Origin of the sequence: uncultured Clostridium sp. (assembly GCF_947039605.1) — a bacterium.
Classification (GTDB): Bacteria; Bacillota; Clostridia; order Clostridiales; family Clostridiaceae; genus Sarcina.
Window position 1 is genome coordinate 1 of record NZ_CAMQZG010000011.1, and the last position, 12,897, is coordinate 12,897.

At 29.6% G+C, this 12,897-nt stretch carries 14 protein-coding genes; all 14 read right to left on the reverse strand.

The window, feature by feature from the left end:
* A partial coding sequence (gene ylqF / locus Q0V24_RS05555) for a ribosome biogenesis GTPase YlqF (protein ID WP_297519411.1) occupies window positions 1-604 on the reverse strand: 604 nt, incomplete at its 3' end.
* 105 nt (window positions 605-709) lie between these two features.
* Window positions 710-1,063 (reverse strand): 50S ribosomal protein L19, encoded by a 354-nt coding sequence (gene rplS, locus Q0V24_RS05560; protein WP_297519413.1) that lies wholly within the window; start codon window positions 1,061-1,063, stop codon window positions 710-712.
* A gap of 128 nt (window positions 1,064-1,191) precedes the next feature.
* Complete coding sequence (trmD, locus tag Q0V24_RS05565) at window positions 1,192-1,899, reverse strand: tRNA (guanosine(37)-N1)-methyltransferase TrmD (RefSeq protein ID WP_297519415.1); 708 nt, start codon at window positions 1,897-1,899, stop codon at window positions 1,192-1,194.
* Window positions 1,889-2,392, reverse strand: coding sequence for a ribosome maturation factor RimM (gene rimM, locus Q0V24_RS05570; RefSeq protein WP_297519417.1), 504 nt, complete (start codon window positions 2,390-2,392; stop codon window positions 1,889-1,891). The genes trmD and rimM overlap by 11 nt, the downstream gene beginning before the upstream one ends.
* A 56-nt stretch (window positions 2,393-2,448) precedes the next feature.
* A complete protein-coding gene (locus tag Q0V24_RS05575) occupies window positions 2,449-2,676 on the reverse strand; it encodes a KH domain-containing protein (RefSeq protein ID WP_297519419.1) in 228 nt (75 codons plus the stop codon).
* Window positions 2,677-2,720: 44 nt separating this feature from the next.
* Window positions 2,721-2,969, reverse strand: a complete 249-nt coding sequence (gene rpsP, locus Q0V24_RS05580; RefSeq protein WP_297519421.1) for a 30S ribosomal protein S16 — start codon at window positions 2,967-2,969, stop codon at window positions 2,721-2,723.
* A 40-nt stretch (window positions 2,970-3,009) separates the two neighbouring features.
* Entirely contained in the window at window positions 3,010-4,368 is a 1,359-nt protein-coding gene (gene ffh / locus Q0V24_RS05585) for a signal recognition particle protein (RefSeq protein WP_297519423.1), read from the reverse strand.
* Window positions 4,369-4,379: 11 nt separating this feature from the next.
* Window positions 4,380-4,718: a putative DNA-binding protein gene (locus Q0V24_RS05590; RefSeq protein WP_297519425.1), complete on the reverse strand. Its 339-nt coding sequence runs from the start codon at window positions 4,716-4,718 to the stop codon at window positions 4,380-4,382.
* A gap of 170 nt (window positions 4,719-4,888) precedes the next feature.
* Window positions 4,889-5,800 (reverse strand): signal recognition particle-docking protein FtsY, encoded by a 912-nt coding sequence (gene ftsY / locus Q0V24_RS05595; RefSeq protein WP_297519427.1) that lies wholly within the window; start codon window positions 5,798-5,800, stop codon window positions 4,889-4,891.
* A gap of 25 nt (window positions 5,801-5,825) precedes the next feature.
* Window positions 5,826-9,386: a chromosome segregation protein SMC gene (gene smc, locus Q0V24_RS05600; protein WP_297519429.1), complete on the reverse strand. Its 3,561-nt coding sequence runs from the start codon at window positions 9,384-9,386 to the stop codon at window positions 5,826-5,828.
* A 253-nt stretch (window positions 9,387-9,639) separates the two neighbouring features.
* Window positions 9,640-10,722 (reverse strand): radical SAM protein, encoded by a 1,083-nt coding sequence (locus Q0V24_RS05605; protein ID WP_297519431.1) that lies wholly within the window; start codon window positions 10,720-10,722, stop codon window positions 9,640-9,642.
* Complete coding sequence (rnc, locus tag Q0V24_RS05610) at window positions 10,701-11,414, reverse strand: ribonuclease III (RefSeq protein ID WP_297519433.1); 714 nt, start codon at window positions 11,412-11,414, stop codon at window positions 10,701-10,703. Before rnc ends, Q0V24_RS05605 begins: the two co-directional genes overlap by 22 nt.
* 111 nt (window positions 11,415-11,525) lie before the next feature.
* Window positions 11,526-11,756: an acyl carrier protein gene (gene acpP / locus Q0V24_RS05615; RefSeq protein WP_297519575.1), complete on the reverse strand. Its 231-nt coding sequence runs from the start codon at window positions 11,754-11,756 to the stop codon at window positions 11,526-11,528.
* Window positions 11,757-11,850: 94 nt separating this feature from the next.
* Window positions 11,851-12,843 (reverse strand): phosphate acyltransferase PlsX, encoded by a 993-nt coding sequence (gene plsX, locus Q0V24_RS05620; protein ID WP_297519435.1) that lies wholly within the window; start codon window positions 12,841-12,843, stop codon window positions 11,851-11,853.
* Between the last annotated feature and the right edge of the window lie 54 nt (window positions 12,844-12,897).

Genomic DNA, 12,897 nt, shown 5'->3' on the forward strand with positions numbered 1-12,897 from the left:
TGTCCATTATTTCATCTTTGATGGCACCTGTGAATGCTAAATTATAACCTGTTGCTTTATCCTCAAATTTAGGCCATAATACTCCTGGAGTATCTAAAAGGTCTATATCATAACTTGTTTTTATCCATTGATTATTCTTCGTAAGTCCTGGTCTATCACCAGTCTTTGCAATATTATTTTTTGCCATTTTATTAATAAATGTTGATTTTCCAACGTTAGGAATTCCAACAACCATAGCTCTAGTTGTAAACTTTACAAGACCTTTACTTTTTAATCTATCATGCTTATCTTTTAATAACTCATCAAGTGCTGGTTTTATATCTTGTAGCCCTTTACCATTTATAGCATTAACCTCTAAAACCATAGTTGTTTCATTATTTAAAGCTTTTTTCCAAGCTCTTGTTACATTAGGATTTGATAAATCACTCTTATTAAGTAATATAAGTCTTGGTTTATCTCCACAAATCCTATCTATCTCTGGATTCTTAGAAGCTCTTGGTATTCTAGCATCTCTTATTTCTATAACAGCATCAACAAGCGCTAAACTCTCTTCTATTTTCCTTCTTGTTCTGGCCATATGACCTGGGAACCATTGTATTGTCATTTGAAATTCTCCCTTCAAATTGTACTATATATATTTATAAAAAAATTTATCCGTATAATAAAAAACGGGGCTATTACTAGCCCCTGTTCTCTATGAAAAATTAGATTAACGTCTAACTTTTAATTCTCTAACTTTAGCAGCTTTTCCTACTCTATCTCTTAAGTAGAATAATCTAGCTCTTCTTACTCTACCTCTTCTAACTACTTCTAATCTATCGATTGAAGGTGAGTTAGTTGGGAAAGTTCTTTCAACACCAGTACCAGAAGCTACTCTTCTAACTGTGAAAGTTTCTCTTATTCCACCGTGTTGTCTTTTTAAAACTGTTCCTTCGAACATTTGAACTCTTTCTTTTTCACCTTCTGTGATTTTAACGTATACCTTAACAGTATCTCCTACATGGAATTCCGCTAAATCTGTTCTGATTTGCTCTTGCTCTATTGATCTTAATAATTCGTTCATGTGCATTCCCTCCTTGATTAACTATAATGTGACGCTCTTAAACAAAATATATATATGTCAGAGGAACGCCCGTACTAGCACAAAATTTATTCTATCATATGTTTATATACTAATCAACAAATTTTTGTTTATTTCTTTAACAATTTATTGTCTTCTTTTGATAAACTTAACTTTTTGAATAAATCTGGCCTTTTCTCTTTTGTAATAAATAGAGATTTTTGTCTTCTCCATTTTCTTATATTTTCATGATGGCCCGAAATTAAAATTTCAGGTACAGCATCACCTTCAAATTCAAATGGTCTTGTATATTGTGGATACTCAAGAGTTCCATCATAGAAAGATTCATCCTGAAAACTCTCTTCTTTCCCTAAAACTCCTGGTACTAATCTGCATATACTATCTATGACAGGTATTGCCGCCATTTCACCACCAGTTAGAACAAAATCACCAAGTGATATCTCCATATCAAAATATTTATAGGCTCTCTCATCAATCCCCTCATAATGCCCACAAACAAAGACTAATTCATCTTCATTTGCAAGCTCATTTGCAAGCTCTTGATTAAAAGTTACACCTCTTGGCCCTAAAAATATAACTTTACCTTTATTTTCTTCTTTAATAGCTCTTATTGTATCTACAACCGGTTGTGGTGCCATAACCATCCCTGCACCACCACCATATGGTGTATCATCTACTTTTTTATGTTTATTCAAAGTATAATCTCTTATATCTATAGCTTTTATATCTAAAAGACCTTTATCACTTGCCTTTCCCATAATACTATGAGAAAAAATATTAAACATATCTGGAAAAAGTGTTAAAATATTAATTTTCATCTTGCCATTCCCCTGAAGGTCTAATGACTACAAATTTATCATCAATATTTATTTCATATACAAATTCTTTCATTACAGGTACTAAAATTTCTTTAGCGCCCTTTACCCAGTAAACATCATTGCTTCCTGTTTTAATTATATCTGCTATTTCACCATAAACAAAATTATTAGTATCTTTTACTATGCATCCTAATAAATCAGTTACAAAGAAAGTATCTTCTGGTAGCTCTACTGCATCTTCTCTTGAAACTTCAAGGTATGGTCTTTTAAACTTATACTTTTCAGCCTCATTCATTGAGTCTATTCCCTCAATTTTTAATACAACTTTATCTTTTAAGAATTTAACATTCTCTATTTTAACTATTTTTTTGTTTAAGTAAACTTCTTTTAATGTCTTAAATCTGCTCATGTCATCTGTTAAAGGCATAACTTTAACTTCTCCCATTACACCATGAGTATTAATTATTTGACCTATTCTTAAAAATTCTATCATCTTAACCTCCACCTCTTTTATATGTATAAAAAGAGCTAGGTTACCCTAACTCTTTTTTATATAATATCCAATTCAACTCTTTTGTTTTCCTTTAGCGAAGCTGCTTTTAAAACCGTTCTTATCGCCTTGGCAACTTTGCCTTGTTTTCCTATGATTCTTCCAGTATCAGACTCTGATACTTTAAGCTTTAGTATAATCTTATCGTCTTTTCTATCTTCAGTTATTACAACTTCATCTGGAAAATCGACTAATGATTTTGTGATTAGTTCAACTAATTCTACCATATTCATAGTCTGCTAAAGAACTTAGCAGTTCACCTCCTGGAAAATTACTTAGTGATTCCAGCTTTAGCGAAAAGTCTCTTAACAACATCTGTTGGTTGAGCACCATTTCCTAACCATTTAGCTGCCTTCTCAGCGTTAATTTTAACGTCTGCTTCAGGTTTAGCGATTGGATTGTAGTATCCGATCTCTTCGATGAATTTACCATCTCTAGGAGCTCTTGAATCAGCTACAACTACTCTGTAGAAAGGTGATTTATGAGCACCCATTCTTTTTAATCTTATTTTTACTGCCATTGTATATTTCACCTCCTTTAAAAGATAATGTATTTATATATTACTTCATAAACGGCATTTTACCAAACATACCTTTCTTTCCAGCCCCTTTACTAAGTGACTTGAATTGCTTCATCTGTTTTTTCATCATTCCATGACCTTTTATGAGCTTATTAACATCTTGAATTGTTGTTCCTGATCCTTTTGCAATTCTTTTCTTTCTTGAATTAGAACCATTTAAAAGGTTTGGATTTTTTCTTTCTTTATCTGACATTGAATAGATAATAGATTTAACTTTATCCATTTCTTTCTCACTATTTGAAAGATCTAGTCCATCTAATTCTTTTGCATTAACTCCAGGCATCATTTCCATTAATTTTGTAATTGGACCAAGTTTTTTCATCTGTTCCATTGCCTTAAGATAATCATCAAAATTAAAATCTTGATTCGTCATCTTTTTTGCAAGCTCTTCAGCGTCTTTTTGGTCTATTGATTCTTGTGCTTTTTCTATAAGAGATAATACATCTCCCATTCCAAGAATTCTTGAAGCCATTCTGTCTGGGTGGAATACTTCGATGTCACTCATCTTTTCACCCATACCAACAAATTTAATTGGCTTATCAGTTACTTTTCTAATTGAAAGTGCTGCTCCACCTCTTGTATCACCATCAAGTTTAGTTAGTATAACTCCTGTTACACCAAGACTATCATTGAACGTTTGTGCTACATTAACTGCATCCTGTCCTGTCATTGAGTCAACAACAAGAAGTATTTCGCTTGGATTTGCAATTTCTTTAACATCTTTCAATTCTTGCATTAAAGCTTCATCTATATGAAGTCTACCTGCAGTATCTATTATTACAATATTATTTCCATTTTCTCTAGCATGAGCAATACCAGCTTTAGCAATTTCTACTGCTGCAACTTTATCTCCCATTGAGAATACCGGAATATCTATTTGCTTTCCTACAACCTCTAATTGTTTAATCGCAGCCGGTCTATAAATATCACATGCTACTAACAAAGGTTTTTTATTTTGTTTTCTTAAGTGTAGTGCAAGCTTTCCTGTCATTGTAGTTTTACCAGCACCTTGAAGTCCAACCATCATTAATACTGTAATTCCACTTGATGAATAATTAAGCTTACTCTCAGACTCACCCATAAGACTTGTTAATTCTTCATTAACTATCTTAACTACTTGTTGTCCTGGTGTCAAGCTCGTAAGAACATCTTCACCAACACATTTCTCACTAACAACTTTAATAAACTCTTTCACGACCTTAAAGTTTACATCAGCTTCTAATAAAGCAAGTTTAACTTCCCTCATAGCTTCTTTTATATCTTTTTCAGTCAGTCTGCCTTTTCCCTTTAATTTCTTAAATGCATCTTGTAATTTTGATGCTAAATTATCAAAAGCCATGCCGAATCCTCCTATGCGTTTATAATCTCATCAATATTACTATCAATGATTTTTAATTCCTCTTCACTAAGAGATTTATTATCAGATAGTTTTTCAAGTAACTTTTCTTTTAAAATCACTCTTTGCCTGTATTTATCTAATAGTTTGAGTTTTTCCTCATAAGCTGATAATTGCTTCGAACATCTCTTTATCAAATCAAAAGTTGCCTGTCTGCTAGTTTTATTTAAATCTGCTATTTCAGCTAAAGACAAATCTTCATTGTAATAAAGATTCATTATGTTAAGCTGCTTCTCAGTTAGTAAGGAACTATAATAGTCTAATAACATTGATATTTCAAATCTATCTTCCATATAACCACCTTACTTACAAATGATATATTATCAGAATTTTTAAGTAGTGTCAAGTATTTTTACTTAACACCTTATTTGATATTTTTTTCTTCTAAATCAAGTAATAATAACATTTGTAAGAACTATTAAATTTATTTTCTCTAAAATTTTTTAAATTTATTTCATTTTTCTTATAGTAATGCACTCGCAAAAGCTTTAGCATCAAACTCTTGTAAATCTTCTATTCCTTCTCCAACTCCAATATATCTTACCGGGATATCTAATGTAGTTTTAATTGAAATTACAACTCCACCCTTAGCAGTCCCATCAAGTTTTGTGAGTATTATTCCATCTATAGGGCAAGATTCCATAAATTGTTTAGCTTGAATAACAGCATTTTGTCCTGTTGTAGCATCTAAAACAAGTAATGTTTCTTTCTCTATATCTCCAAGTTCTCTATCTATTATTCTATTTATTTTTGCAAGTTCATCCATAAGATTTTTCTTATTATGAAGTCTACCTGCTGTATCACAAATTAAAATATCTACATTCCTAGCTTTAGCAGCTGCTACCGCATCAAATACTACTGCAGCTGGGTCTGAACCTTCCATATGTTTAATTATATCAACACCTGATCTTTCACTCCAAACATTTAACTGATCAATAGCTGCTGCTCTAAATGTATCTGCTGCTGCTAAAAGAACTTTTTTTCCATCTGCTTTGTACTTTGATGCAAGTTTTCCTATTGAAGTTGTTTTTCCAACCCCATTTACACCAATTATAAGTAAAACTTTTTTACTATCTGTTGAAGGCTTTTCCTGTGAACCTGCTAAAAGCATTTCTTCAACAACTTCTTTTAACGCTGGTTTTACCATTCCTACATCATTAATTCTTTCTTTTCTAATTTTTTTCTTTAAATTATCAATTATAGCTACAGTTGTTTCCATACCTACATCTGATGTTATAAGAGCCTCTTCAAGCTCATCATATAAATCATCATCAATAGCTACCGCAAGTTTTAGAGTTTCATTAATCTTATCAGTAAGATTATCTCTTGTTTTGCTTAAACCATCTTTTAATTTACTAAATAGTCCTCCAAACATATATCTATCTCCTTTTCTCTTTAAATTATTTTTTATTTAAATCTACTGAAACTATTTTAGATATACCTTTCTCTTCCATAGTTACACCATACATTATATCAGATACTTCCATAGTACCTTTTCTATGTGTAATAACAATAAATTGTATATTATCCGCAAACTGTTTTAAGAACTCTGCATATCTAGAAACATTTGCATCATCAAGTGCTGCTTCTATTTCATCTAATATACAAAATGGTGTTGGCTTCATTCTAAGTATAGCAAATAATAGGGCTATTGCAGATAAAACTTTTTCTCCACCTGACATAAGATTAATATTTTGAATTTTTTTTCCTGGTGGTTGCACTCTTATCTCTATATCACTATTTAACTCATCTAAGTCATCTAGTATAAGAGTAGCACTACCCCCTTTAAATAATTCTTTAAATGTACTATCAAAATTTTTATTTAATATATTAAAGTTTTGTCTAAAAATAACTTTCATTTTAGATGTCATATCTTCAATAATTCCTATAAGTTCTTTTCTAGCATTTTCAAGGTCATCCCTCTCTCTAGTTAAAAACTTATATTTTTCTAATAGTTCTTTAAATTCTTCAACTGCATTTACATTTACACTTCCTAAAGAATTTATCTTAGACTTTAATAAATATATACTAGCTTTATGTTTTTCTATATCTTCTATTTCCTTAAACTCACCTAACACTTCTTTTGAATCTATATCATACTCATCAAAAAGCTTCTGTGATGAATTATTTTTATCACTCTCATGCTTTGTATAAATTATTTTATGTCTGTGAAGTTCTTCTTCTTTTTTAGCAATAATTAGAGTTAATTCCTCAATAATACCTTCAAGCTTATTTATTTTTTCTTTTATTTTAGCTCTATAAGCTTCAAACTCTTTACTTTTTTCCTCTAACCCTAACAGTTTTTCTTCCTCAAAATTTATAAAACTCTTTTTAGCAATCACCCTATCAGTATTTTTCTTTATATCTAGCTGAGTTTCTTCATTAATTTTATTTATTTTCTCTATAAAAATCTCTATATCTATAACTTCATTTTTCATTCTAAGGATATTTTTACTTTTTCCATCTGCATTTTCTTTTACACTTGCAAATTTAACTTTTAAACTAGTAGTTTCTTTCTCTTTATCCTCTTTTTTAGCAATAAGTTCTTCAACTTCAATTAAAAGTTTATCTATTATAACCTTATTATTTGACCCAACATCTTTAACTTTAGAATATTCTCCTGTAAGTTCCTCTAATTCAGTTGTTATATTTACACACTTGCTTTTTATAGACTCAACTTCACTAGTTATATTTTTAATTCCTGTTTTCAAATTAAACATCTCATCTAAAAGACGTTTTACTTCACTCTTTATATTTATAATATCAAGTTCTTTTTTATGAATATCATTCTCTAATATTTTTAAATCTTTTAAACTCAATTCAAAAGTAGATGTTTCGATTTCTTGTTTAGAATTCAAGTTATTTAAATTTTCTTTAGCTATACTTAATTCTTCTAAAAGACTCTCACTCTCTTTTTTCCTAGATATAATACCCATATTCTTTTGATAACTACTACCACCTGTTAATGCACCACCAGAATTTATAATTTCTCCAAAAAGAGTAACAATCTTATATCTATAATTACTTTTTTTAGCAATATCTAATGCACAATCTATATTCTCACAAATAAGCGTTCTCCCAAGTATATGATTTATAATACGCTCATATTTAGCATCAAACTTCACAAGTTCTGCTGCAACTCCAAGATAACCTTTAGATTGCTTTATGTTACTATCAACTATTATTTTTTTACCTTTAATTATAGATAATGGTAAAAAAGTTGCCCTACCAAGCTTATTTTTCTTTAAATATTCTATCATTTGTTTTGCTATATGTTCATCTTTTGTAACAATATTAGATATAGCACCTGCTAAACTTATCTCAATTGCAGTCTCAAAACCTTTTTTCGTATCTATAAGCTCACCTAAAATAATTGAATCTTCCTTCTTAACATCAAAAAAACCTTTTGATATATGTGTCATTAATTTTTTTACCGACACATTATACCCCTCATATTCTTTTTCGAGCTTAGACAACATATCTCTATTCGCACTCAATCTACTAATATTTGAAAGTTCCCTTGTTATTCCCTTTTCAAAATCTATAAGTTTAGTTTTCTTTGTAGTAATATCATTCTCTTTTTCTACTTTTCCTGAAATTAAAAAAGTTTTTTTATTTTCTTCCTCTAAAATTTCATTATCTAAATTAAATTTTGTTATTATACTTACATTTAAAGATGCTTCCATCCCTGAAATTTTTATATGATTAGCATCTAAATTTTCAGTTAAATCTGAAAATTTACTTTCTAAAATAGCCTTTCTATTAAAGTAATTCGATTCTGTTCTCGTTGCTTCAATATCTTTGTTTTTAAGCTTATTAATTTCTACTTCTTTATTATGTAAAGTTGAAATGATTTCACTTTTCAAAATTTCTTTTTCAGATAATTCTTTTTTTATAAATTGAATTCCTTTTTCCTGATTATCAAATTCTTCTATAATAATCATAAGTTCTTTATTTAAATTATTTTTCTTCTTAAGATTAAAATCTATATCATCATTAGATTTCTTTATAGTACCCTCAAAATTTTTAATTCTTTCTTGTAATAATAAAATCTCTGACTTTGCATTTACTATACTTTCTTTTTTACTTAAATAATCCTCTTTTTTCGTAAGGTTATCAACTTCTAACTTTTCTATATCTACTTTTAATTTCTTTAAACTTTCTCTAGCATTATTATTTTTTTCTTTTTCTAATATATTAATTTCTTCTATCTTTTTTATTTCATCTTCTTTTACTTCTATCTTTGAATTTATACTAATTAAATTGTTTACAAGTAAATTAATATCTTTCTCTTTAAGCTCACTTGCTAAAGTTAAATATTTTTCAGCCTTTTTCTTTTCTTCTTCTAAAGGTTCTAATCGTTCCTCATAAGTATATACAATATCATTTATTCTAGTTAAATTATCTGCTGTATTTTTAAGCTTTCTCTCTGCCTCACTTTTTCTTGACTTATATTTTACAATACCTGCCGCTTCTTCTAAAAGTGCTCTTCTATCATCTGATTTTCCACTTAAAATCGCATCAATCTTCCCTTGACCAATTAGTGAGTATCCTTCTTTTCCTATACCTGTATCCATAAATAGATTTACAATATCTTTTAATCTACAAGTTGAGTTATTTATAAGGTATTCACTCTCTCCTGATCTGTATATACGTCTTGTTACTTTAACTTCATTAAAGTCTATTGGGAGACTCTCATCACTATTATCAAGTGTAAGAGAAACACTTGCAATTCCTATAGCTTTTCTGTATTCAGTACCTGTAAAGATGATATCTTCCATCTTTGATCCTCTTAAAGTTTTAGCACTTTGTTCACCTAAAACCCATCTTACAGCATCTGATACATTACTCTTACCACTACCATTTGGTCCTACAATTGCTGTTATTCCTTTAGTAAACCTTAACTCCGTTTTATCTGCAAACGACTTAAAGCCTCTTATTTCAAGAGATTTTAAAAACATAAAAACTAGTCAATCTAAACCTTAATTTTAAGATTGACCCCTCCTTCCTGATTTTTTACACAAATTCTACCATTAACATCAATATCATTATTAAAACTATTCCAATAGCAATCCCTCTTGCCATATTTCGTCTCGTAGCCACTCTCATCTCGTACACCCCTTAAAACTCTATAGAAATATCTTATCATATGTGCCTTTCTATTTCTATTAATATTAAAAAAATAAGTCCTAGATTTCTCTAGAACTTATCACTTTATATTATATCAATTTTATATACTTTATTATTTGTTTTAATATTTATAAATGACTTATCCATATCTTTTATAACATTAACAAGTATATTGTTATCAACTTTATTTTTAAAATCGATAAAATATCTTTTTTTATCTGCATATAATTTTGAAATGCTTCTGTTACTTATTTCAATAACAATCTCACTTGTTATTTTATTTGCTTTAATAAGTTTTAAGATTTCTTCATTTAAAATATCAGCTTCAACAAGCTCTCTAAATGCAGGATGGAAAGGTCCTGTTACAATATCTTCACCCTCAGCAATATTATCAGTTGCCTGAAGTCCAACTCTTATGATATTCACCCTAGCTTCTATATATAACTTATAACATGCTTTTGCAATATCAACACACTCATCTAATGTGTAAGGAACGTATGTATTATTCTTATACATATATTCCATAGCTGTATCTTTTATTGTAAGTGCTGGATATATTCTTGCTATATCTGGATTTAAAGATATAGATTTTTTTGTAGTTTCTATATCTTTTTCCTTTGTATCACTTGGAAGCCCAAGCATTATTTGATGTCCTAGAGTAAAACCATAATCTTTTATAAGTTTTGATGCTATCTCTACGTCACCACTTGTATGACCTCTTGTTGATTTTAATAAAACCTCTTCATCTAATGACTGAACTCCTAGTTCAATTATATCTACTGAAAAACTCTTTAAATGAGTTAATATATCATCATCAATATAATCTGGTCTAGTTGATAATCTTATATAATCTATAATACCTTTTTCTTTATACTCTTTTGCTACAGATAAAAGTCTTTTTTGCTTAGTTAAATCAATTGCCGTAAATGTTCCACCAAAGAAAGATACTTCAACAGTAGTATTTTCTTCTCTAACTATTGTTTCTATATATTCGTCAATAGTGTCTTTTACAAATTTAGCATTTACAGCATTTTCTAGCTTAAACTTAGGTCCTGTTATCTCATTTGTTTCTTCACCAGTAATTCTAGCTTGATTACAAAATGCACAATCATGAGGGCATCCCTCATGTGGTACAAATATAGGAATTATATAATGTCTTTTTCCCACTTTTTATTCTCCACCTTTGTTAAAGCCTCTTTTGCTGAATTTTGTTCTGCTTCTTTCTTACTAAAGCCTTCACCTAGACCCATTATATTTCCATTAATATTAACTTGTGTAAAGAAACATCTTCTATGAGGTGGTCCCTCATGTCTTATAAGCTCATAATTGATAGCAACTTCTCCATTTTTTTGTAAAACTTCTTGAAGTCTTGTTTTAAAATCTAAAATTATCTCTTCATTTATAGCTTTGCTTATTACACTACTAAAGTGTTTTAATATAAATTCCTTAGCAAATTCAATTCCTTTATCTAAATAAATTGCTGCTATAAGAGCCTCTACACAGTCAGCTTGAATGGATATTCTATCTCTTCCACCAGTTAGTTCTTCACCTTTACTCATTCTAATTATTCTACCAAGTTTCATATCCTTAGCAATCTCATAAAGTGAATTTTCGCAAACAATAAGTGCTCTTATTTTTGTAAGTTCTCCTTCTGATTTATCTTTATAATTATTATATAAATGCTCTGTAACTGTTAATTGAAGAACTGAATCTCCTAAAAATTCTAATCTTTCGTTGTATTTTACATCTTTATACTGATTTGCAAATGAACTATGTGTAAGTGCTGTTATTAATAATCCTTTATTAATAAACTCAACACCAACCTTTTGTTCTAAATCTTTTATTGTTAAATCTTTCACGTTAAACCCCACTCCTCAAGGTTTATTCTTCAGTTTGCAAAAAAACAAATTCAAGAATAAACCTAATACTTATACAAATCATAAACAAAATCCCGCTACTGCGGGATTCGATTAGTCTTCGTTATGTGTCTCAATATACTTAACTACGTCTCCAACTGTTGCAAAATTAGCAGCGTCTTCGTCTGGTATTTCCATCTCTAATTCTTCTTCAAGTGACATAATAAGTTCAACTACATCTAAAGAATCTGCTCCTAAATCATCAACAAATGTTGATTCCATAGTTACACTTGACTCATCTACTGATAATTTATCTGCTATAATTTCTTTAACTTTATCAAATATCATAAACTCACCTCCTATATCAACCTATATAGATATTATTATATATATTTAAATCCGTCAATATTACAACTAAAATAAATTAATTAAATTTATTTTATTTTTCTATTTCAGACTTTATCTTTTCTATAAGTCCATTATTATAAAATCTTCTTGCTTGCCCTACGGCATTTTTAAATGCTTTTGCATCAGAACTGCCGTGTGCTTTAATACAAATTCCATTTACTCCAAGGAATGGTGCACCACCATACTCTTTATAATCCATCTTCTTCTTTAATGACTTAAAAGTTCCTGAAAGGAATTTAGCACCTATTTTTGATACAAATGAGTTCATTATCTCTTCTTTAATCATTGATAATATTGTTTTTGCAGTTCCTTCATACATTTTCAGAACTGTATTCCCAACAAATCCATCACATACAAGTACTTGAACATCTCCTACTGAAACATCTCTTGGCTCAACATTTCCAACAAAGTTAATATCACTCTCTGCTTTTAAAAGTTGATGTGCTTCTTTAGTAAGTTCATTTCCTTTATGTTCTTCTGCACCTATATTAATAAGTCCAACTTTAGGATTTTTAACATCCATTACCGTTTTAAAATAAATTTCACCCATTTTAGCAAATTGAATAAGAAAAGGAGCCTTCGAATCTACATTAGCACCTGCATCTATTATCATAAATGGTCCATTCTTACCTGGCATTACTGGTGCTAATGCTGGTCTTTTAATCCCTTTTATTCTACCTACAATTAAAGTAGACCCAGCTAAAAATGCACCTGTGCTTCCAGCAGATAAAACTGCATCACACTCTCCACTTTTAACTAAGTTTAGTGCTTTTACTAAACTTGAATCTTTTTTTTGCTTTAAAGCTCTTACTGGCTCTTCATTAGGTGAGATAACCTCTGTTGCATCAACAATAACTATTTTACTTTTATCATAATCATATTTTGAAAGTTCCGCCTCTAATTCTAGAATCTTTCCAACCATGACTATTTCAATATCTAAAAATTCCTTTATTGCCTCTATACAACCTTTAACCTCTGCACCTGGTGAATTATCAGAACCCATTGCATCAATTGCTATTTTCATTCCTCTTCACCCCTTTTTTCTCTGTATATAAAGAAAAGAAAGTCCAAAGACTTT